The 20358-nt window shown below is 63.5% G+C and carries 21 protein-coding genes and 1 tRNA gene; 11 read left to right on the top strand and 11 right to left on the bottom strand.

From position 1 onward, the window contains the following. Positions 1-37: 37 nt before the first annotated feature. The 4 genes from ctrA (at position 38) to JWQ24_RS21825 (ending at position 2854) form a co-directional block, all read left to right on the top strand. A complete protein-coding gene (gene ctrA / locus JWQ24_RS21840; RefSeq protein ID WP_143572476.1) occupies positions 38-739 on the top strand; it encodes a response regulator transcription factor CtrA in 702 nt (233 codons plus the stop codon). A gap of 156 nt (positions 740-895) precedes the next feature. Then, positions 896-1306, top strand: a complete 411-nt coding sequence (locus tag JWQ24_RS21835) for a DUF350 domain-containing protein (RefSeq protein ID WP_299812492.1) — start codon at positions 896-898, stop codon at positions 1304-1306. Continuing rightward, positions 1303-1689 carry a hypothetical protein gene (locus tag JWQ24_RS21830; RefSeq protein WP_299812490.1) on the top strand — a complete coding sequence of 129 codons (387 nt, stop codon included), beginning with the start codon at positions 1303-1305 and terminating at the stop codon, positions 1687-1689. Before JWQ24_RS21835 ends, JWQ24_RS21830 begins: the two co-directional genes overlap by 4 nt. Before the next feature lie 7 nt (positions 1690-1696). Beyond that, the gene (locus JWQ24_RS21825; RefSeq protein WP_299812488.1) at positions 1697-2854 is read left to right on the top strand and encodes a glutathionylspermidine synthase family protein; all 1158 of its coding nucleotides are present in this window, start codon (positions 1697-1699) and stop codon (positions 2852-2854) included. A gap of 184 nt (positions 2855-3038) precedes the next feature. On the opposite strand, the gene JWQ24_RS21820 is transcribed toward JWQ24_RS21825, so the two are convergent. From JWQ24_RS21820 to chpT, 6 genes are all read right to left on the bottom strand, one after another. After that, the gene (locus JWQ24_RS21820; protein ID WP_299812486.1) at positions 3039-3911 is read right to left on the bottom strand and encodes a protein-glutamate O-methyltransferase CheR; all 873 of its coding nucleotides are present in this window, start codon (positions 3909-3911) and stop codon (positions 3039-3041) included. Next, the gene (locus JWQ24_RS21815) at positions 3908-5062 is read right to left on the bottom strand and encodes a chemotaxis response regulator protein-glutamate methylesterase (RefSeq protein WP_299812484.1); all 1155 of its coding nucleotides are present in this window, start codon (positions 5060-5062) and stop codon (positions 3908-3910) included. The genes JWQ24_RS21820 and JWQ24_RS21815 overlap by 4 nt, the downstream gene beginning before the upstream one ends. 83 nt (positions 5063-5145) lie before the next feature. Next, entirely contained in the window at positions 5146-5511 is a 366-nt protein-coding gene (locus JWQ24_RS21810) for a response regulator (RefSeq protein WP_299812482.1), read from the bottom strand. 55 nt (positions 5512-5566) lie between these two features. Next, on the bottom strand, positions 5567-6037 hold the full coding sequence (locus JWQ24_RS21805; RefSeq protein ID WP_299812480.1) for a chemotaxis protein CheW: 471 nt from the start codon (positions 6035-6037) through the stop codon (positions 5567-5569). An 11-nt stretch (positions 6038-6048) separates the two neighbouring features. Then, positions 6049-8730, bottom strand: a complete 2682-nt coding sequence (locus JWQ24_RS21800) for a hybrid sensor histidine kinase/response regulator (RefSeq protein ID WP_299812478.1) — start codon at positions 8728-8730, stop codon at positions 6049-6051. Between the two features lie 174 nt (positions 8731-8904). Beyond that, positions 8905-9579 (bottom strand): histidine phosphotransferase ChpT, encoded by a 675-nt coding sequence (gene chpT / locus JWQ24_RS21795; protein ID WP_299812476.1) that lies wholly within the window; start codon positions 9577-9579, stop codon positions 8905-8907. Positions 9580-9747: 168 nt separating this feature from the next. Between chpT and JWQ24_RS21790 the strand changes: the two genes are divergently transcribed. Then, the gene (locus tag JWQ24_RS21790; RefSeq protein WP_299812474.1) at positions 9748-10578 is read left to right on the top strand and encodes a 3'(2'),5'-bisphosphate nucleotidase CysQ; all 831 of its coding nucleotides are present in this window, start codon (positions 9748-9750) and stop codon (positions 10576-10578) included. Between the two features lie 3 nt (positions 10579-10581). Here JWQ24_RS21790 and JWQ24_RS21785 read toward each other — a convergent pair whose 3' ends face one another. Next, complete coding sequence (locus JWQ24_RS21785; RefSeq protein WP_299812472.1) at positions 10582-11070, bottom strand: YHS domain-containing (seleno)protein; 489 nt, start codon at positions 11068-11070, stop codon at positions 10582-10584. 109 nt (positions 11071-11179) lie between these two features. On the opposite strand from JWQ24_RS21785, the gene JWQ24_RS21780 reads away from it, so the two are divergent. From JWQ24_RS21780 to JWQ24_RS21770, 3 genes are all read left to right on the top strand, one after another. Further along, a complete protein-coding gene (locus JWQ24_RS21780) occupies positions 11180-11773 on the top strand; it encodes a DUF1134 domain-containing protein (RefSeq protein WP_299812470.1) in 594 nt (197 codons plus the stop codon). Between the two features lie 132 nt (positions 11774-11905). After that, a complete protein-coding gene (locus JWQ24_RS21775; RefSeq protein WP_299812468.1) occupies positions 11906-13147 on the top strand; it encodes a hypothetical protein in 1242 nt (413 codons plus the stop codon). A 163-nt stretch (positions 13148-13310) separates the two neighbouring features. Beyond that, a tRNA-Val gene (locus JWQ24_RS21770) sits at positions 13311-13385 on the top strand. A gap of 296 nt (positions 13386-13681) precedes the next feature. On the opposite strand, the gene JWQ24_RS21765 is transcribed toward JWQ24_RS21770, so the two are convergent. Further along, positions 13682-15202 carry a porin gene (locus tag JWQ24_RS21765; protein WP_299812466.1) on the bottom strand — a complete coding sequence of 507 codons (1521 nt, stop codon included), beginning with the start codon at positions 15200-15202 and terminating at the stop codon, positions 13682-13684. A gap of 482 nt (positions 15203-15684) precedes the next feature. Here JWQ24_RS21765 and JWQ24_RS21760 point away from each other — a divergent pair, with 482 nt between their 5' ends. After that, positions 15685-16062 (top strand): MarR family transcriptional regulator, encoded by a 378-nt coding sequence (locus tag JWQ24_RS21760; protein WP_299812464.1) that lies wholly within the window; start codon positions 15685-15687, stop codon positions 16060-16062. 6 nt (positions 16063-16068) lie between these two features. On the opposite strand, the gene JWQ24_RS21755 is transcribed toward JWQ24_RS21760, so the two are convergent. Then, complete coding sequence (locus JWQ24_RS21755; protein WP_299812462.1) at positions 16069-17037, bottom strand: hypothetical protein; 969 nt, start codon at positions 17035-17037, stop codon at positions 16069-16071. After that, entirely contained in the window at positions 17037-17369 is a 333-nt protein-coding gene (locus JWQ24_RS21750) for a hypothetical protein (RefSeq protein ID WP_299812460.1), read from the bottom strand. Before JWQ24_RS21750 ends, JWQ24_RS21755 begins: the two co-directional genes overlap by 1 nt. A 112-nt stretch (positions 17370-17481) precedes the next feature. On the opposite strand from JWQ24_RS21750, the gene JWQ24_RS21745 reads away from it, so the two are divergent. Further along, positions 17482-18408 carry an AraC family transcriptional regulator gene (locus JWQ24_RS21745; protein WP_299812458.1) on the top strand — a complete coding sequence of 309 codons (927 nt, stop codon included), beginning with the start codon at positions 17482-17484 and terminating at the stop codon, positions 18406-18408. Positions 18409-18576: 168 nt separating this feature from the next. Continuing rightward, positions 18577-19992 carry a pyruvate kinase gene (gene pyk / locus JWQ24_RS21740; protein WP_299812456.1) on the top strand — a complete coding sequence of 472 codons (1416 nt, stop codon included), beginning with the start codon at positions 18577-18579 and terminating at the stop codon, positions 19990-19992. A 103-nt stretch (positions 19993-20095) separates the two neighbouring features. On the opposite strand, the gene JWQ24_RS21735 is transcribed toward pyk, so the two are convergent. Beyond that, positions 20096-20358 (bottom strand): cupin (locus JWQ24_RS21735; protein ID WP_299812454.1); only part of this gene is annotated, 263 nt, incomplete at its 5' end.

Raw genomic sequence — 20358 nt, 5'->3', positions numbered from 1 at the left:
GACCTGACGCCCGGAGCGGCGACTAAAGGGGACTGGCATGCGCGTTTTGTTAATCGAAGATGATAGCGCGGTCGCGCAGTCGATTGAGCTGATGCTCAAGTCCGAGAGCTTCAACGTCTACACGACGGATCTCGGCGAAGAGGGTGTCGATCTCGGCAAACTCTACGACTATGACATTATCCTGCTCGATCTCAATCTCCCGGACATGTCCGGCTATGATGTGCTCAAGCAGCTGCGGGTGTCGAAGATCAAGACCCCGATCCTGATCCTGTCCGGCTTGGCCGGTATCGAAGACAAGGTCAAAGGCCTCGGCGTCGGCGCCGACGACTACATGACCAAGCCGTTCCACAAGGACGAGCTGGTGGCCCGCATTCATGCGATCGTGCGCCGTTCCAAGGGCCATGCCCAGTCGGTGATCCAGACCGGCGACCTCGTCGTCAACCTGGATACCAAGACCGTGGAAGTCGGCGGCCAGCGCGTGCACCTGACCGGCAAGGAATATCAGATGCTGGAGCTGCTCTCGCTCCGCAAGGGCACCACGCTCACCAAGGAAATGTTCCTCAACCACCTTTACGGCGGCATGGACGAGCCCGAGCTCAAGATCATCGACGTGTTCATCTGCAAGCTGCGCAAGAAGCTGGCGAATGCGTCCGACGGCCGCAACTTCATCGAAACCGTCTGGGGCCGCGGCTACGTGCTGCGCGAGCCGCACGAAGAAGAAATCCGCATCCCGGCCTGAGCCAATCTCCGCGAGCCGTCGCTCGCGCCTCCCGAAACTGAACCCCGCCCTCAACGGCGGGGTTTTTGTTTGAGATGAACCTCACCATCGCTTGCCCCGACCAACTGGGCGTGCGGGAATACCGTCCGTCGTCACGCTGCGGCTTCCGGGGGTGGAATGCTTCTTCAGTCATTGGCCGGCCTGCCGGCGTTTCTGGTCTATTTCTGTACCGGCACCATCGCCGTGATGCTGTATCTGTTCGTCTATATGCGGATCACCCCGCATGACGAGTTCGCCCTGATCCGCAACGACGTGACCTCGGCCTCGGTCGCGCTAGGCTTGAGCCTGCTCGGCTTCGTGTTGCCGGTGGCCAGCGCCATCGTGCATTCCGCCAATGTGCCGGATTGCCTGATCTGGAGCGTGATTGCGCTGATCGTGCAGGTCGCGGTGTACTACGTCGTCAAAATTCCGGTGCCAAACCTGTCGGAGCGCATCGCGCAGGGCGAGATGGCGCCGGCGATCTGGCTCGGCCTAGCCTCGCTCGCCGCCGGCGTGCTGAACGCTGCCTCGATGGTGTACACGCCATGACGCCGAAGCCGAACAACGAGTTCGGCAAGCGCCCGCCGCGGCTGTCGCCCGACGAACCACCGGCGGCGGCAAAGAAGCGCTCCGGCCATATTGCTCTATTGCTGATGGGCACAGCGGCGCTCGGCGGCGGCGCCTATGCGCTGATGCCGCGCCAGAATTGCGATCCGAACCAGCCTGTCCTCGCCGCCGATCAGCCGGCCGATTGCCGGCAACCCTCATCCTCGTCGGGCGGCCACGGCGGCTCCGGCAGCAGTTCATCAGCGCGCAGCAATTTCGCCAGCACCGAGACCTCCTCCAGCCGCACGGCTATTTCCACCGACGCCGGCCACGTCACGCGCGGCGGCTTCGGCTCGTTCATGTCGCATTTTTCCGGCGGCGGCTGATCCCCGCATGCAACGTATCCTCTGTCCCGAACGCGACGACTGGCAGGCCGCGGCTGCAACGATGGGCTTTGCCTTCCACAGCGAGGCCGGCCAGCGCTACTGGGACGAGCGCGCCTACTACGCTTTCTCGCTTGACGAGATCGAGTGCCAGATCGAGGCACCGACCGGCGAACTGGATGCCATGTGCCGCGAGTTGGTCGGCCGCGCGGTGAAGGATGAGCGCTATCTGCGGCTGCTGAAAATCCCGGAAACGTTCTGGACGCTGATTGCCGCGAGCTGGCAACGCGGCGATCGCAGCCTTTACGGCCGCTTCGATCTCGCTTTTGGCGGGCGCGGCCCCGCAAAACTGCTGGAGTACAATGCGGACACGCCGACCTCGTTGTTCGAGGCGGCGGTGTTTCAATGGACATGGCTGGAGCAAGCCATCGACCGCCAGATCGTGCCGAAGCGCGCCGACCAGTACAACATGCTGCACGAAAAACTGATCGAGGCCTGGCGCGGCATCAGCGCCGGCGCCCGGGTTCATCTCGCCGCGGCCATGAACAACGCCGAGGACCGCGGCACGGTGAGCTACCTCGCCGATGTCGCGCAACAGGCCGGGCTTGAGCCGGTGCTGATCGACATCACGGAGATCGGGCTACGCGGCGACGGCAGCTTCGTCGATCTCGCCGACCGGCCGATCGAACTCGCCTTCAAGCTCTATCCCTGGGAGTGGATGTTCCGCGAGACGTTTGGCGCGAGGCTGAAAGGCACTGCGACGCGCTGGATCGAGCCGCCGTGGAAGGCGATCCTGTCCAACAAGGGCATTCTGCCGCTGCTATGGGCGATGTTTCCCAACCACCCGAACCTGCTGCCGGCTTTCTTCGACGAAGATCCCGCGGCAGCGGCGCTCGGCCCATCCTACGTGCGCAAGCCGCTTTATTCGCGCGAGGGCGCCAATGTCACGCTGGTCAGCGGAGGCCAAGCGATCGACGCGCAGCCGGGGCCGTATGGCGCGGAAGGATTCATCCGCCAGGCACTGATTCCGCTGCCGGAATTTGCCGGCCAATATCCGGTGCTCGGCAGCTGGCTGGTCGGCGACACCGCCTGCGGATTATCGATCCGCGAGGACGATACCCCGATCACCGGCAATCTGTCGCGCTTCGTGCCGCACGCGATTATTTAGCGGAATTGTCATTCCGGGGCGTGAGCAGCGTCAGTTGCGAGCGAGCCTCCGCCGCTCCAATTGGAGCGGCGGGGAATCCCGAGATGGGTGATGAGCAACTCGAGGTTCCAGGTTCACGCTACAGCCGGCTGCGCCGGCCGAGCGTGCCCCGAATGACAGCGAGGATCACCCTCGCTTCATTAGTTCAGCGCGCGCCGACGACCTTCAGTCCCGCGCCCATGCCGGGCACGATCGACGGCGAGGCGCGCATGGCGTTCGGACGATACAGGCCGCGGCGGTCGACGTGCGGCTTGAAGGCATCAGTGAGCCCGACCACGGTTTCAGCGGCGCCAAGCGCCAGAAAACCATCGGGCTCCATCGTCTTGGCAAGCCGGCCGAATATCTGCGTTTTCATATCCTGATCGAAATAGATCAGCACGTTACGACAGAAGATCAGGTCGAACTTACCCATGTGGGAGAAGTCCTGCAGCAGGTTGAGCGGGCGATACTGGATCATCGCACGGATCTCGGGGTTGATCTGCCACATCTCGCCGGTCTGCTTGAAGTACTTTACCAGCAACTGGATCGGCAGGCCGCGCTGCACCTCGAACTGGCTATAGATACCGGACTTCGATTTCTCCAGCACCTGCGGCGAGATATCGGTGCCGATGATCTCGATCCGCCATCCGGCGAGCTGCGCGCCCATTTCCTTCAGGCACATCGCGATCGAATAGGGCTCCTGCCCGGTCGATGCGGCGGCGCACCAGATCCGCAGGCTCTTGCGGGCGGCACGCGCCTGCAGCAGTTCGGGGATCACCGCCTCGCGCAAATGGTCGAACGGGATCTTGTCGCGGAAGAAGAACGTCTCGTTGGTGGTCATCGCCTCGACCACGTCGGCGCCAAGCGCCGTCGCGCCGCTTTTGATCTTCTGCACCAGCTCGTCGAGCCCGGAGAGCCCCGCCTTGCGCGCCAGCGGCGTCAGGCGGCTCTCCACGAGGTACTGCTTGTCGACGGAGAGATCGAGACCGGAGCGTTCCTTCAGGAACTTGCGCAGGAAGTCGTAGTCGGCCGGCGTCATGAACGATCCCCCGAGAAGATCCGAACCACTTTCGGAGCGATCTGGTTAAGCGGCAAAATAGCGGAGCAGATACCGGCATTGGCGGCCGCGCCCGGCATGCCCCACACCACGCTGGAGGCTTCGTCCTGCGCGATCACATTGCCGCCGGCGGCGACGATATCCTTGCCGCCGCGCATGCCGTCGGAGCCCATGCCGGTCAGCACCACCGCGAGGATGGCGCCCTGCCAGGCATCGATGGCGGAGTTGAACAGCGGATCGACCGCCGGCTTGCAGAAATTCACCGCCGGGCCGTCATCCAGTGCGATGGTGATGTTGAGCCCCTGCTTGACGACGCGCATGTGGCGGCCGCCCGGCGCCAGATAGATCTGGCCGGGCTTGACGATCTCGCCATCGACGCCTTCGCGTGCCGGGCGCTTGCTCGCGCGCGCCAGATGTTCGGCGAGAATGGTGGTGAAGGTCGGCGGCATGTGCTGGGTGATCAACACCGGCACGCGGTCGATCACACTGCCGATCTCGGCCACCAGCGTCATCAGCGCCTGCGGGCCACCGGTCGAGGAGCCGATCAGGAGCACGCGCGGCATGATCGGGCTGAACGGGCGTTTCACGAGCTGTGCCATCGCCGCCACTGGCGCTAGCGGCGCCAGCGGACGCGGTGCCGCCGGCACGACCGAGGGAGCGGCGGCCGATTTCAGGCGACGGACCTTGAGCCCGAGATGGCGGATCTTCTGCAGCAAATCGTGCTTGAAGACGTCGGCCGCGGAAATCTCGCGGGTGCTTTCCGGCTTCGGAATGTAATCGGCTGCGCCGAGCGACATCGCCTTGAACGAGATCTCCGCGTTGCGGCGGGTCAGCGTCGAAGCCATGATGACGATCAGGTTGCGCTTCTTGGCGAGCAACTGCGGCAGCGCCGAGATTCCGTCGAGCTCGGGCATTTCGATATCGAGCACGGCGATATCGGGATTGATGCGTTCGACCTGGTTGACGGCATCGAGCCCGGTTCGCAGCGAGCCCACGACGGTCATGTCCGGCTCGGCTTCGATCCAGCGCGAGATCAGGCCGCGGATGACGACGGAGTCATCGACGACCATAACGCGCAGCGGCTCATACCGCGTCGACTCCAACGCAGGAGGATTCATCACAGCAATACTCATCACTCACCAGACGCAACGAACGCAACAAAAGTACTTTGACCACAGTCGAAACGAGACGCGAACGTCGTGGCTCGGTGGAAAACTCAGATCAATCCGACTTCATGAAATTTCGCCGACACGATTTCCTTGTCGAACGGCTTCATGATGTATTCGTTGGCACCGGCATGCAGCGCACGCGCGATGTGTGCAACGTCGTTTTCGGTGGTGCAGAACACCACCTTCGGCACGTCGCCGCCCGGCATCCGGCGCAGGTTGCGCAGGAATTCGTAGCCGTCCATCACCGGCATGTTCCAATCGAGCAGCACGGCGTCCGGCAAGCCGCGCTTGCAGACATCGAGGGCCTTCTCGCCGTCTTCGGCTTCGGTGATCTCGAAATCCAGACCTTCGAGAATCCGGCGAGCTACTTTACGGATGACGCTGGAGTCATCGACAACCAGACAAGTCTTCATGTTAGCCTCTGCCTTTAGGTCCCAAGGGACGTCTTCATCGCAACTTGCCGCCAGCCTAGGCGGCAAGCTTGTCCGGTGAAATTTCAAGAATCTTGTCAACGTCGAGCACGACCATCAGTTGGCCGTCCAGACGGTGAACGCCGGCCGCCATCTTCGCCATGCGGGGATCGAGATTGACCGGGTTCACTTCCCGGCTTTCATCCGCGAGCTTCAGCACTTCGCCGATCGAATCGATCAGCAAACCATAGGATTCACCGCGCAGGTCGACGCCCACCGCCATCGGCGGCTTGCCGTCTTCGTTCTTCGGCAGGCCGAGGCGCGAACGCATATCGATCGCGGTGACGATGCGGCCGCGCAGGTTGAGCACGCCGGCGACATCGCTGGACGACAGCGGCACGCGGGTCAGGCGTTCCGGCATGAACACATCCTGCACGCGCGAGATCGGCATGCCGAACAGCTGCCCCCCGATCATGGTGGTGACGTATTCGGTGATGGCGCCGTCGGCGCTGTGGGTCTTGGTGGTCATCGTTACGTCCCTCATGCCGCCTGGTGGATTTCGGTGGTCTGTTCTTTCAGCGCGGCGATCAGGCCGGGCCGGTCGAACTTGGCGACGTAATCGTGGAAGCCGGCGAGGCGACCGCGCTCGATGGCCGCGGGCGAGATCATCGCCGACAGCGCGATGATCGGCGTGCTGTTCAGCTTGGAGTCGGCACGGATGGTTTCGGCGAACTCGAAGCCGTTCATGTCGGGCATTTCGATGTCGGTCAGGATCGCATCGAACTCCTGGCCGGAACGCAGCACGACGAGGCCTTCCTGTGCATTGGAAGCGACGCGGACGCGATAGCCCGCAGCCTTCAGCACCGGAGACAGCATGTTGCGGAAGAACGCGGAGTCGTCGACCAGCAGGATCGACTGCGCGGTGGAGGAGGCGCGCATTTCCTTGCGGCTGAACCAGTCGTTAAAGGCCATCGGCAGGAAGTGTCCGACGTCGATCACTTCGGTAGCGAGGCCCTTGATAACGGCGGAACCGAGAATGCCCTCGCGGCCGCTGGCGACTTCGATGTGCAGACGTTCCTCAACGATATCGACGATCTCATCGACCACGAGGCCCATCGAACGGCCGTCATCCGCGAACACCAGGATCGGCTGGGTGCCGGAAGTGCGGACAGTGACGTTCTCCATCTGCACCAGCGGCATCAGCTTGTCGCGATACTGCACCATGTAACGGCCGTTCGACAGTTCGATCTTGTCGACGCCGATTTCTTCCAGCCGCGTGACGAGGCCGAGCGGCACCGCCTTGGGCTGCGCGGAGCCGGCGCGGAACACCAGCAGCGAAGTCAGCTGCTCGGCAGCCATGGCACGGGCCGCAGCGTTCTCCTCGGCGATCTCGCCGTGGTTGGCAGCAGCAGCGCCCAGTTCCTGTGCGATGCCGTTCGGATCGATGATCATGATCACCGCGCCGTCACCCAGAATGGTGTTGCCGGAGAACATGCCGATATGGCGCAGCTTGGTGGACATAGGCTTGACGACGATTTCTTCGGTATGGAAGACGCCGTCGACAACGATGCCGAAGGTCTGGCTGCCAACCTGGGTCACGACAATAAAGCCGTTTTCCGGATCGGCATTCGTGCCGTCGTCGATCTTCAGAAGCTTCTTGAGGTGCATCAGCGGCAGCAGCTTGTTGCGCAGCCGCAGCACCGGGGTGTCCTTGATGCGCTCGATACGATGTTCGGAATTGGCGCGCGCGCGCACCAGTTCGACGACCGCGAGCTGCGGAATCGCGAAGCGGTCACCGCCGGCCTCGACGATCAGGGCCGAGACGATCGCCAGCGTCAGCGGGATCTTGATGGTGACGCTGGAGCCCTCGCCGGCCACCGACTTGACGTCGATGGTGCCGCCGATCTGGTCGATGTTGGTGCGCACCACGTCCATGCCGACGCCGCGGCCGGAAACGCTGGTGACAGCCGCTGCGGTGGAGAAGCCGGGCGCGAAGATGAACTTGTGGATCTGCGCTTCCGTCATCTTCTCGATGTCGGCTTCGGAGGCGAGACCGTTCTGAATCGCTTTGGCCTTGATGCGGTCAGTGTTCAAACCGCGGCCGTTGTCGGCGATGCAAATCAGGATGTGGCCGCCTTCATGATAGGCGGAGAGCCGGATCGTACCCTGCTCCGGCTTGCCGGACTGGGCGCGCTCGGCGGGCGTCTCGAGACCGTGGTCGGCCGAGTTGCGCACCATGTGGGTGAGCGGATCCTTGATCAGATCGAGCACCTGGCGGTCGAGTTCGGTGTCGGCGCCGTGCATCTCGAGTTCGATCTGCTTGCCGAGTTCGCCGGCGAGATCACGAACGATGCGCGGCAGCTTCTGCCAGGCGTTTCCGATCGGCTGCATCCGCGTCTTCATGACGCCGTCCTGCAGCTCTGCGGTGACCGTGGAGAGGCGCTGCAGCGGCACCTTGAATTCGGTGTCCTCGTGGCGGCGGCTGATCTCCAGCAACTGGTTGCGGGTCAACACCAGCTCGGAGACCATCGTCATCAGGTGTTCGAGCGTATCGACGTTGACGCGGATCGACTGGTTGGCGACCTTGTCGCTTTCCGGGGTCTCGATCTCGACGACGGACTTCTTGGCCGCGGGCTTCGGCGCGGCCTTCTCGATCACTGCCAGCGTCGGCGCGATCGGCGGCGCAGCGGCCGCAGGCAGCACGACTTCAATTTCGGTTTCCTGGAACGCACGCTCCAACTCGTCCAGCGATACTTCGCCCGGACGCAGTTCGCGCTCCAGCGTCGGCACCACAAGCGGCGCGGCTTCGACGGCCGCGACCGACGGTGCGGCGTTCATCGACGCCATGCCCTTCTCCACCATGTGGTGAAGCTCATCGATCAGGTCCTGATCGACGCCTTCCGGTTCGGCCTCGGTAGCTTCGAGCCGGCTGAGAATTTCCTTGATGCGGTCGATGGTGGTCAGGATCAGCGTCACGGCTTCACCGGTAACCGGCATGCCATCGCGGAATTTGCCCATCAACGTCTCGGCGGCGTGCGCCAGCGCTTCCAGGCGCGGCAACCCGAGGAATCCGCAGGTACCCTTGATGGTGTGGACCAGGCGGAAAATATTATCGAGAATTTTTGCGTTGTTCGGATCCTGTTCGAATCGAACCAGCTGATTGTCGACGGTGTCCAGGCTCTCGTTGGTTTCCGTCAGGAACTCACGCAGAAGATCATCCATGAAATTGGCCTTGCATTCCGCGCGCGCGACTTCGCTACGCATTTCGGAATGTGGCCACTTTCGCCTTAAAGCGTTTAATAATGGTTGCGCGTCCGCAAAAGTTTGGAACCATCAAAGAGATAGCTAGTTAAAACGGATTCGTATGCATCGTCGTGCAAATCCGGTAAGGCTTCGTTAACCCTGTTCGACCGCAACGACGGTAGAAGATGCCGTAACAACGACAGCGGCGTCTTCGGCTGCCATCACGACGCGAAGACCGCAAGCCTCTGCTAGCAGCCGGGTATAGTAAGGCTGCACGGCATGGGCATCGACATTGCCGGCATGTTCGGCGCTCAGCATGGTGACGATGTTCTGCGGCAGCCGGGCGTTCAGGCCGGCGGCGTTGACGCGGAAGCCGAGCGTGTCGCCTTCGCTGACCTGGTCCACCGTGAGCACGCCGCCGCGCGGGATCGTCTGCTGCGCGATCACCAGCATGTTGAGCAGCAGCTTGACCTTGTTTTTCGGCAGAAGGATACGCGGCAGATTCCATTCGATCTTGGTCTTGGCGTCTTCCAGATGACCGCGCGCCATGTTCTGCGCGTCGCCGAGATCGATCTGCGCGCCAGCCGAGCCGGCGGCGCCGAAGGCCAACCGGCAAAACTGCAGCCGCGCCGAAGCGGTCCTGGCGCTCTTGCGGATCAGGTCGAGCGCAAATTCCTTGTCTTCCGGCTTCGGATTGTCGTCGAGCACTTCGAGCCCGTTGACGATCGCGCCGACCGGGCTGATCAGATCGTGGCAGACCCGCGAGCACAGCAGCGCCGCCAGTTCGAGAGCGTCGGGAGCCGGGCCGGGAGTGGGAGTATCAGACATCGGGTTCGCTCCTGGGGGGCCGCATCGCTGGACGGCGAATCAAGTAACTGCTTTACGGGTTGATACACTGTGGAGCGGGGTGCGGCCACAACGAGGCCATGCCCCCGGTCGTCACAAGGCCGAATCACGGCTGGACGGCAAGGGCAAGAGCAAGCTGGGCGTACACCGATGAACGACGAATCTCCGCTGGATCCCGACCGCGCCGCTGCCCTGCTCGACCCGCTCACCGAACTGGTGGCACGGGCTGGCGCGGCGATCCTCGCGGTCAACCGCGATGTCATGTCGGTTGATGGCAAGGCGGATGGGTCGCCGGTGACCGAGGCCGACCTCGCCGCCGACCGCGTCATCGCGGAGGGGCTGGCGCGGCTGTTCCCGAACATTCCCACCCTCTCCGAAGAGCGCCTGCACCTCGCCTGCCCGCCCTACCCCGGCAGCCTGTTCCTGATCGACCCGCTCGACGGCACCAAGGAATTCGTCGCCGGGCGCAAGGAGTTCACCGTCAATATCGCGCTGGTGGTGGGCGGCGTGCCGCTGCTCGGCATCGTCGGGGCGCCCGACCTCGGGCTGATCTGGCGCGGGCTGGTCGGCCACAGCGCCGAACGGCTCGAAATGGCGCCGGACCTCAGCGTTGCTTCGGTAACGCCGATCCGCACCCGGGCCATGCCATACCCGGGCGCTCCGTGGATTGCCGCGGTCAGTCGTTCGCATGGCGATGCCCGCACCGAGGCCCTGATCGACGCCCGACCGGGCGCCGTCCGCCTGCAGCTCGGATCGGCGCTGAAACTGTGCCGCGTCGCCGAGGGTGGCGCCGACATCTATCCGCGACTGGCGCCGACCTGCGAATGGGATATTGCCGCCGGCCAGGCCGTCGTCGTCGCCGCGGGCGGCGTCGTCACCGACAGCCGGGGTTCGGCCGTGCAATACGGCGGCAACCGGGCGGATTTCATCGTGCCGGAGTTCATCGCCTGGGGGGATCCTGCGGCGGCCACGCGCGGCTGAGCGTCAGCGCGCAAGCTCCGACTGCAGCGCGGTCCAGCGTTTGCGGGCCTCCGCCAGTACGGCCGCAGAGCCGGCCGCAAAGGCATCGCGGCTTTCCTCGCGGCCGAACAGATACAGCCGCTGATTGACCACCAGCCAAAGCCGCGGATTGCCGGGATAAGCGACGCCGCGGGCGACATCGACCGGGTCGTAGCCGCCGAATTGCGGGCCGTAGACCTCCGGGTGTGCCGCGAACGACGCCCGGTTGCCCTCGTTGCGGAAGCGCCAGACGACGCCCGCTGCGGAGAGTTCGTAGGCGGCGTCGCCGAGCCACGGGCCGCCATCGGTAAAATACGCCACCGGATCGAAACCTGAGATTGCCAGACCCGTAAACCGATCGGCGACGATCCGTTCGGTGGTTGCGGCGCGGCTGCCGGACGGCGCCGCGGCAAGCAGCGCGATCAAGGCTATTCCGCGGCACGCCGCTTTCCATTCCCGCCGTTGTGCCGTCATAGTTCATACCGATAGTATGGGAGTCGGGGACAGTGAACGTTGTTTTAGCGGTGTGCTGGTCAGCATCCGGTTAAGGCCAAGGTCACATTCAATACCTAGGGGTTCTTTCATGACGTTCGCTTTACGCTTGGCAGCGCTGACGCTCGCCGCGATGACGTTTGGCGTACTGCCGGCTTCCGCCCAGCAGCCGCGTCCGCCGCAGCAGGCCGCCGGGCAGCCGGGAACCTATCGCTCGGATGAGCTGGTCGGCGAGGGCCACAAGTTTTTCGGCAACGTCTCCCGCGGCCTCGCCTCGGTGATCGAGCGCGCCATCAGCCAATGGGGCCTGCCGAACGGCTATATTCTCGGCGAAGAAGGTTCCGGCGCGATCGCAGTCGGGCTGCGCTACGGCGAAGGCACCCTCTATACCAAGAACGCCGGCGACCTCCGGGTGTACTGGCAGGGCCCCTCGGTCGGATTCGACTGGGGCGGCGACGGCGCCCGCACCATGACGCTGGTCTACAACCTGCCGGCCACCAACGCGATCTACCAGCGCTTCGGCGGCATCGACGGCTCGGCCTATATCATCGGCGGCTTCGGCATGACGGCGCTGACGTCGAACAACATCGTGCTGGTGCCGATCCGCTCCGGCCTGGGGCTGCGGCTCGGCGCCAATATCGGCTACCTCAAGTTCACGCCCAGCGCGACCTGGAATCCGTTCTGATCCCGGCGGTTCTGTAGCCCTTGCCAGGCGGCCATGGCCGCCGGCATTCAGGTTAACGAAGTCTTGAACTGGTCTTCTCCGCCCCCCGCATGGCATGCTACCTACGGCGTTTCCGCGGTAGGGGTTTGAGTCATGGTTGAGCCGATCATGTATCTGGCGATCGGTTTTCTGATCTCGACGCTGTTCGGGTTAATGATCGCGCCGCTGGTGCATCACCGCGCGGTGCGCCTCACCACCCGCCGCCTTGAGGCCGCAACCCCGCTGTCGATGGCCGAAATCCAGGCCGACAAGGACCAGCTACGCGCCGAATTCGCGATGTCCGCGCGCAAGCTGGAAATGAATGTCGACCAGCTCAAGAACAAGACCACCAGCCATCTCGCCGAAATCGGCAAGAAGTCCGACGCCGTCAACCGGCTCAAGCTCGAACTCGGCGAAAAGGCCGCGACGATCTACGATCTGGAAGCCCGCGAGGCCGTACACAAGGAAAAGCTCGCCGCGACCGAGGCCGACCTCGCCGGCCGGATCGAGGCGCTCGCCGCCGCCGCGCAGGCGATGACCGACAAACAGGCCGAACTGGCCCGCTCCGGCCACGAACTGACCGAGCGATCGATGCTGTCCGACAGCCGCCAGGTCGATCTGCTCAGCGCGCGTGCCCAGATCGAGGTGCTGAAAAACCAGGTCAGCGACACCGCCAAGGAACTCGCAGCTACAAAGCAGCAACTGGAACTACAGCGAGGCGAAACCGCCACGGTCACCGCGCTGCTGGCCGAGGCACGCGGCCGCGTCGAAAACCTCAGCCAGCGCGTCGCCGATCTCGACCGCGCGCTGATGACGCAGGTTCAGGAAGCCGAACGGCTGGCCGCCCGCGCCGGTGAACTGGAAGCCGCGCAGTCGGATCAGCGCCGGCTGATGGCCGAACGCGAATTCGAAAACAGCCAGCTCCGTCAGGCCGCCGAGACGTCCGAATTGATTGCCCAGGACCTCCGCGTCGAGGTCGCCTCGCACCATGGCGGCATGTCGGCCGCCATGGTCGAGAAGCTGCAGGCCGAAAAAGCCGCCGCCGAGCATGAGCTACAGATCATCCGCGACGAGCGCGCGAGGCAGCAAAGCGATCTCAAGGTGATCGAGCACCAGGCCGAAAGCGCCTGGGCCACCGAACGCGTCGAGAATGCCCTGCTCCGCGAGCGCATCAACGACATCGCCGCCAAGGTCGCCAGGCTGGCGATGACCCTGGAAGGCCCGGATTCCACGATCGAGGCGATTCTCGCCGCCGCCCCCGCCGCCCAGGGCCCGCAGGCCGCCAATGGCCACGCCGCCCACGCCACGCTCGCCGACCGCATCCGGGCGCTGGAGACCCACCCCGCCCGCGCCTGACAGGGCTGATCGGCCGGTGCGAACGATCCGGACCTGGCTTTGCGAACATTGTTGGCGATCACCGCCCGCGCGGCTTGACACCCCCACCCCGGACTCCGTAAACCGCGCCATCGACGTCATGCACCGCCGGGCTACCCGTCCGGCCTCGATTGCACGACATCCCGGGCGCATAGCTCAGCGGGAGAGCGTTCCCTTCACACGGGAGAGGTCCAAGGTTCGATCCCTTGTGCGCCCACCATCTAAAGTCGATGAAATCTCAAATGAATTAGCTCGCGGTCTGGTCGCCGTTGTGACGGGTCCCCGCGCCAGCGCGCGCAAGGCAATAACTTGCACGAGCATGGCTTCAGAATGTCGCGATGCTCGATGCGTCGGTGAACGCCCTGCGATCTGAGCACCGTTCAAACCGTCGTACGCAGCAGCGACTTCGCCGCCTTGCCGATGACGACCAGACAAGAAAAAGCCTTCGGTCGGGCATGACCGAAGGCTCTTGGAGGTCTACATAGTGTAGTTAGTCTTCTCCTCTTCCAGGTTGAACTAGAACGAACGCAGGATCTGGACGGAACCGTTGTAGAGGTTCTGATCCTTCAACTGATAGGTCTGGGCAGCCTTGCTGGTCACACCGCTGGCGGTGCTGGTATAGGTACCATTGAGGTCCTGACCGAGGTGGCTGTAGCTGAACTCCGCGGACAGCGTCAGATTCTGCACGGGCGTCCAGGCGGTGCGCGTACCAATCTGGACAAGACCGAGATCGAAGCTGCCGTTCGCGTTGAGTGTGCCAGCGGTGGCCGATCCCGTCGACGTGCTGTAACCAAGACGTCCGCTGTTGAAAGCCGAGAACAGCAACGCGTCGCCAGCCGCACCGTAAGAGATGTGGCTGTAGTTGCCGAACAGCGACGTGCGCCACTTGTTATCCCAATAGTGCTCGTAATACGCACTGACTTCCCATGCCGTGCTCTGCTGGACGCCAGTGCCGGCCCCGAAAACGCCATCGAGGATGTAACCGAAGCCGAGGGTACTGCCGTCGAACTTCGCGTAGCGCCCGCCGCCCGAAGTGTCGGTGGTGCCGCCGAACACATACTTGGCAGCGCCCTTGCCGTAGGCCGCTTCGATCTTGAAGCTGTCGTTGGTTCCCGTCGGAAGGTTCTTGAACTCAGCCGCGCCGCTGAAAGCGTAGCCGAGGGAGTCCTCGGGGTGGCCGGTGGATTCGTTGGAGCCGTAGAAGCCGGTGGTCGAATTGTGGAACGCGGTCGCAAAGTGCAGCGAGCCCCATGCCTGATCGAGCCGGACGTTGGCGACAACATCCGGAATGTGATCGCCGCCGGTGGCGTTACCGAGGAACGTGTTGCTCGACACACCGTAGTTTGCGGTCAGGAACGATCCCGCCCCCGGGCCGACCAGATAGTTCGCGGTATTGTAGACGCCCGCATTGCGGAACGCATAGGCATTCTCGACCGAGACGGAGGCCGACAGACCGTTGCCGAAGGTCGCGGTATAGGCGATCTGCTGGATGCCGGTCGCGTCGTTGGAGCCCTGATTCATGCCGGACGAGATCGTCGGGCGCGACAGCGTCCATTGCGGATCGAACTGCGAAACTGCCTTGCCGATTGTGAATCCGGCGAACTGGATGAACGCGTAGTCGACACCGAGGTAGCCGCTCGAGCCGGAGCTGTCGACGTTCTGCGACCACTGCATCTGCACGTTGGCGAAAGTGCGCAGCACGCCGTATTCGGTCGCGGTGCGGGTATCTTCCGACAGGTTGATGCGCGAACGGCTATAGAAATAATCCTTGGTCCAGAGATCGTTGCCACCTGCGCCGCCCTGCCAGTACGGCGCATTGTAGACGCCGCCGTTGAACGTCGTGTCGAGACGAACACTGCCACCGATCTTGATGCAGGTGTCGGTGCCCGGGATAAAATAGAAACCGGCGCCGTACAGGCTGCACGCCTTGACGTATTCGACGGCCTTGGCCTTCACGGGCAGATTCGCCGCGTGAACAACCGTTCCGCTGATCAGCGCCGCCACAGAAGTCAGCGCAAGCGTTCGAATCGTGTTCAAATCAAACCTCCATCGCAAAGGCGGCGCCTGGAGCGATCAATCGCCGCAGCGGCCTTTTGCTTTCCATCCGGGCGCCACGGGCAGCCGGATCATTTCGGAACCCCCAACCAAGAGGATCCAAAGGGCTCTCCCTCCGGACAGTTTCTATTGAGTATGTTTTTTTGTCCAAAATCAATGTACGAATTATTAGTATATTTTATTTGTACTGATCGTGTAGCTTTTTGGCCACAGGGCGTCGCACGGCGGGACGCTCCAACAACGCGGCTTGCTTTGCCCGCAATGGGGATTTATCAAGCCGAAGGATGCTCACTTAGGGAACATGGATGGCTCGCGGGAGAAGAACGACTCTTAGCAGGGCGCAGGCGGCGACGATCACAAAGCCGAAAGGCCGCGCCGGCCGCCTCTTTCTGACCGATGCTGTTTTCTGGGATGTAATCGCGATCCACAGCCACTTCGAGGAAATCAGCTTCGGCTGGGCCAAGATGCTCGGCATCAGCATCCATCAATGGATGATCATCATGGCGATCCAGGACCTTGGTCAGGGGGCCGGCGTTTCCGTCGGCGCGGTTTCCGCGAAACTGCACACCGACCCTTCCATCGTCACAACCCAAAGCAAGGGTCTCGAGAAAGAAGGCCGCATCACGCGCGCGCCTTCACCGGACGATGCGCGGGTGGTGCTGATGTCGCTCACGCCGAAGGCCGTTGAGGAGATCGCCCGCATCAAGGGCCGCCGCGACGAGATCCGACGCGCCATCTTCGAAGAGCTCGATGATGACGCCTTGAATGCGCTTCATGCGACGCTCGGCCAGTTGAGCGAGAAGCTGGAGCGCGCCGAACGCCGCCTGTTCGCCGAACTGTAAAGTCGCCTATCGGCTCGCCCGCCCGGCAATCCATCTCCAGATATCACCCGTGGATCGCTCGGGCCGCGCGCGGCTTCGACGGGCCGGCATCGCTTCGGCCTTGCTGCACGGTCCGGTCCCCTTCGCCAGGCGGGGCGCCCCGGGCAGGCTGTGCAGCGGCGACAACTCCGCCAACTCGCCGAGTTCATCGACATCGCTGACGGCAAATTTGATGCGGCTGTCGAGGCTTGCTGCCTGACTTGCGAATGACGCGCCGGCGCCGATGCCATAGACCACGATGGATCGCTCCTCATAGCCGTCGATCTGTTCGAGACAGTCGACGCAGGCAATGAGATATGACGCCGTGCCGAACCGATCGAATCCCAGGCCCGGCAAATCGCGCACCGATGGCGCTTCTACCAGCAGAACCGACAGCCCTTCATCGAGGGCCGGCTGGATCAAGGGCAGATAGCTCTCCTTGAGGTCGCCCCACCCGCCCACGCAGATCACGACCGGGGCCAACGGGTTCGCATTGCCGACCAGATAGCCTTCACTCGCAGCACCAATGCCACCGGCAATGGTGATCACGCGCCCGACCGGATCGAGCTGCTCGATATAGTTTCGGCTGCAAGCCCGCATCCTGGCAATCACCTGCTGGCGCCGCTTATCTCGCGACGAGAGATACATTTCCGCCGCACCGAAATAGATCGCGGCCCGCTTCCAGTTATCGCGCGCGCTCGCGAAATTTCCTGCGCCTGCGGCGGCCTTCGCACGGTTCGCGCTCAATTCGCCCGTCACAGACCATTCGCGGAACCAGTCGTCGTCATTCCCTCCGCCGATATGGATAGCGGTCGAGGCGCAATCGAGCGCGCCCACGACGTCGGATCCGACCTTCTCGATGAGCGACGCAAAGTCGTCCTCGTGCCTGGCGCCTGCGGGCCACAGCTCAGAAAGGCCGGCGTTGGACTGGCTGACGCCAGCTGACAGAAACGCCATTACGCAGCATCCAGCTGATCGTAATGCAGTTCTTCTGCCGTGAAGGCAGCGTCAGCAGCGTGTGCGGCCCTGATCTGCGTGATGTTACCGAGGCTGCGTTGCTCACGTCGCATCTGCATACGAAGCAGGCGCTCCTTCACTTCTGCGCGATGCGCCATCGCGCGCCACACGGCCATGAAAGGCTTCGCGATCTTCGAAACAGCGCGCGCCTTTCGCTGTAGTTCGGCTACGAAGGGAAGCTGACGACGCACGATACTACCGCCGTTATGTAAAATCAGCAGAGTGGCCGCGCGAAGCAGCAGGCCAGATCCTGGCTGCAACAGGTTAAACATGTGAAACTCCGGGGAAGGGACTTTGATCAGTCTTGATGGCGGGAACATTGCACTGCCCCGGGAAGCGCGCCATAAGGTGCCGTTCGCTTTTCCTATTGGATAGTTCAAACTAATGACGGATCCCCTCTCGGGAGTTCTATCACTCCTGCGTTTCGACAGCGCTCTGTCGGCCCGCCTGGAGGTCCGTGGTAACTACTCCTTTCTTTTCCCTGAATCGCATCGCATCGTCTTCGGCACCTGCATCGAGGGATCGATGTATCTGTTTCTGGACGGCTCGCCGACGCCGGTTCAACTGCACGCCGGTGATTGCTACCTTCTAACGAGGGTGCACCAGTACCGCATCGCGAGCAGCCTCGAAGCGACCAAAGAATTGAGCCGGCAGGAAGTCGATGCGATCCGGCAACGCGAAGGCATTGTCCGGTGCGGCGAGGGGAAAATAAGCCTTGTCTGGGCGGGCGGCAGCTTCACCCTAAACGACGAGAGCGGCGATCTTCTGCTCGACCTGCTTCCGCCTGTCATTCACCTGCCCGCGGGTTCCGTCGACAGGGGCCCGCTGCGCGCCGTGTTCGATCTGATCAATGCCGAGACGGCCGAGGTCCAGCCTGGCGCGAACGCCATTGCAGGCAGCTTCGCCAATATCGTTCTCGTCCAAATCCTGCGCGTCTATCTGAAGAACACCCTGCGCCCGCCGGGATGGCTGGGCGCGATCGCCGACCCTCAAATCGGGCGGGCGCTGGCCGCGATGCACAAGGATTACGCCCGGCATTGGACGGTCGAGGATCTCGCATCCGAAGTAGGAATGTCCCGGACCGCCTTCGCGGTGCGCTTCCGAAACCTGGTGGGACAGCCGCCTCTGGAATACCTGACGCAATGGCGAATGGCGGTCGCCCGCAACGCCCTGAAGAACGGCACGAGCCTGTCATCCGTCGCCGGCAGCGTCGGCTATGCCTCCGACACCGCCTTCAACGCGGCATTCAAGCGCGCCACGGGCCGCAGCCCCGGACGCTACCGGTCGATGGGACACGCTCTCGGGACTTGACTACCCGCACTCTCCCATCCAGCCATGCAGATGCAGGTGCGACCTGCTGTCGCCGCGCCTATCTTGTCACATCCGACCGCTATAGATTCCCAGCATGGCCGGCACTGCTTCGCGCCGGCCATTGCACGAAACCGAACCTACCAGGGACGGCCTGCGGGCCGAATCAGCATGCGTCGAAATCGCCGGGCCAAGATCGTTGCCACTGTGGGGCCCGCCAGCGGGTCGCCCGAAATGCTGGAGCAGTTGTTCCTGTCGGGAGTGGACACGTTCCGGCTGAATTTCAGCCACGGCACCCATGAGGACCACGCCAGAGTACATGCCGCGATCCGCGCGCTGGAGAGCAAGGTCGGCCGCCCGATCGGCATCCTGCAGGATTTACAGGGGCCGAAAATCCGCGTCGGCACCATCAAGGACGGCAAGATCACGGTCACCGCCGGCGAGAAAGTGCGCTTCGTGCTGCAGGGCGTCGATGGCGACAGCCTGTCGATCCCGCTGCCGCACCCCGAGATTTTCGACGCGGTGACGCCGGGCGACGACCTGCTGATCGACGACGGCCGCATCCGCGTCCGCGTCACCGGGGTCGGCAGCGACTTCATCGATGCAAACATCATTACCGGCGGCATCATCTCGAACCGCAAGGGCGTCAACGTGCCGAGCGCCGTCCTCAACCTGTCGCCGCTCACCACCAAGGACCGCGCCGACCTCGCCTTCGGGCTGGAACTCGGCGTCGACTGGGTGGCGCTGTCCTTCGTGCAGAAGCCCGGCGACGTGATCGAGGCGCTGTCGCTGATCGGCGGCCGCGCCGGCGTGATGTCGAAGATCGAGAAACCGGCGGCGCTGGAGCATATCGACGACATCATCCGGCTGTCCGGCGCGATCATGGTCGCGCGCGGCGATCTCGGCGTGGAAATCCCGCACCAGGACGTGCCGGGCCGGCAGAAGGAACTGATCAAGTCGTGCCGCCTCGCCGGCAAGCCGGTGATTGTCGCCACCCAGATGCTGGACTCGATGGTGGCAGCGCCCACCCCAACCCGGGCAGAGGCGTCCGACGTGGCAACCGCGATCTATGACGGCGCCGACGCCGTGATGCTGTCGGCGGAATCCGCCTCGGGACAGTATCCGCGCGAAGCCGTCGAAATGATGAGCCGGATCATCGAAAGCACTGAACGGCACAAGATGTACCGCTCGATCATCGACGCCTCGCACCCCGGCGAGGAGGAAACCGCGCCGCACGCGGTGGCCGCCGCCGCCGCCGATCTGGCCGCCTCGCTGCATGCCGCCGCGATCGTGGCTTTCACCTCGAGCGGAACCACGGCCGCGCGCATCGCGCGCAAGCGGCCGTCAGTGCCGCTGCTGGCGATCACGCCGCACCAGAGCGTGGCACGCCAGCTATCGCTGCTGTGGGGGGCGCATAGCGTGCTGTCGGAAGATATCAGCACGTATGAGGAGATGGTCGACAAGGCCGCGAAGACGGCGCTGAGCGAAGGGTTCGCCAAGCAGGCCGACTCCATCGTGGTGGTCGCGGGCATTCCGTTCAAGGAAGCCGGCACCACCAACAACCTGCGCGTCGTGCAGATCGACTAGAGTCCGATCCGTCAGGATTGAAGCAAAACAGATGGCTTGCTTCCCTCCCCCGCTCACGGCGGGGAGAGGGAAGGTCAAAGCTCGTGGCAGGTGATACGCCGGCTCAGACCGGATCGAAGTAGTGGATCTCCATCAGCAGGCAGCCGTTCACCGACTTGAACGGGCCGTGGAACGCGCCGGGCGGACGGCAGGCGTAGGTGAACGGCGCGAACGATTCGCCGCCATTGCCCTGCTCGTCGTTGCCGACGATCAGGTCGCCGGAGAACAGGAACACTTCTTCCCAGTAGAGATGCACGAACGGCGTGGTGGTGTAGACGCCCGGCTCGAAGCGCAGGATGCGGGTGCGGCTGCCGCGGTTGTTCACCT

It is taken from the genome of Tardiphaga sp. (assembly GCF_028290495.1).
In the GTDB taxonomy this organism is placed as follows: domain Bacteria; phylum Pseudomonadota; class Alphaproteobacteria; order Rhizobiales; family Xanthobacteraceae; genus Tardiphaga.
Note: the sequence above shows the minus strand (reverse complement) of the source record. Positions and strands in the feature narration are given on the sequence as shown.

Excerpts from the sequence above, each read along its gene's own strand:
- ctrA (WP_143572476.1), top strand. The coding sequence starts at position 38 with ATGCGCGTTTTGTTAATCGAAGATGATAGCGCGGTCGCGCAGTCGATT.
- JWQ24_RS21835 (WP_299812492.1), top strand. The coding sequence starts at position 896 with ATGCTTCTTCAGTCATTGGCCGGCCTGCCGGCGTTTCTGGTCTATTTC.
- JWQ24_RS21830 (WP_299812490.1), top strand. The coding sequence starts at position 1,303 with ATGACGCCGAAGCCGAACAACGAGTTCGGCAAGCGCCCGCCGCGGCTG.
- JWQ24_RS21825 (WP_299812488.1), top strand. The coding sequence starts at position 1,697 with ATGCAACGTATCCTCTGTCCCGAACGCGACGACTGGCAGGCCGCGGCT.
- JWQ24_RS21820 (WP_299812486.1), bottom strand. The coding sequence starts at position 3,911 with ATGACGCCGGCCGACTACGACTTCCTGCGCAAGTTCCTGAAGGAACGC.
- JWQ24_RS21815 (WP_299812484.1), bottom strand. The coding sequence starts at position 5,062 with ATGAGTATTGCTGTGATGAATCCTCCTGCGTTGGAGTCGACGCGGTAT.
- JWQ24_RS21810 (WP_299812482.1), bottom strand. The coding sequence starts at position 5,511 with ATGAAGACTTGTCTGGTTGTCGATGACTCCAGCGTCATCCGTAAAGTA.
- JWQ24_RS21805 (WP_299812480.1), bottom strand. The coding sequence starts at position 6,037 with ATGACCACCAAGACCCACAGCGCCGACGGCGCCATCACCGAATACGTC.
- JWQ24_RS21800 (WP_299812478.1), bottom strand. The coding sequence starts at position 8,730 with ATGGATGATCTTCTGCGTGAGTTCCTGACGGAAACCAACGAGAGCCTG.
- chpT (WP_299812476.1), bottom strand. The coding sequence starts at position 9,579 with ATGTCTGATACTCCCACTCCCGGCCCGGCTCCCGACGCTCTCGAACTG.
- JWQ24_RS21790 (WP_299812474.1), top strand. The coding sequence starts at position 9,748 with ATGAACGACGAATCTCCGCTGGATCCCGACCGCGCCGCTGCCCTGCTC.
- JWQ24_RS21785 (WP_299812472.1), bottom strand. The coding sequence starts at position 11,070 with ATGACGGCACAACGGCGGGAATGGAAAGCGGCGTGCCGCGGAATAGCC.
- JWQ24_RS21780 (WP_299812470.1), top strand. The coding sequence starts at position 11,180 with ATGACGTTCGCTTTACGCTTGGCAGCGCTGACGCTCGCCGCGATGACG.
- JWQ24_RS21775 (WP_299812468.1), top strand. The coding sequence starts at position 11,906 with ATGGTTGAGCCGATCATGTATCTGGCGATCGGTTTTCTGATCTCGACG.
- JWQ24_RS21760 (WP_299812464.1), top strand. The coding sequence starts at position 15,685 with ATGCTCGGCATCAGCATCCATCAATGGATGATCATCATGGCGATCCAG.
- JWQ24_RS21755 (WP_299812462.1), bottom strand. The coding sequence starts at position 17,037 with ATGGCGTTTCTGTCAGCTGGCGTCAGCCAGTCCAACGCCGGCCTTTCT.
- JWQ24_RS21750 (WP_299812460.1), bottom strand. The coding sequence starts at position 17,369 with ATGTTTAACCTGTTGCAGCCAGGATCTGGCCTGCTGCTTCGCGCGGCC.
- JWQ24_RS21745 (WP_299812458.1), top strand. The coding sequence starts at position 17,482 with ATGACGGATCCCCTCTCGGGAGTTCTATCACTCCTGCGTTTCGACAGC.
- pyk (WP_299812456.1), top strand. The coding sequence starts at position 18,577 with ATGCGTCGAAATCGCCGGGCCAAGATCGTTGCCACTGTGGGGCCCGCC.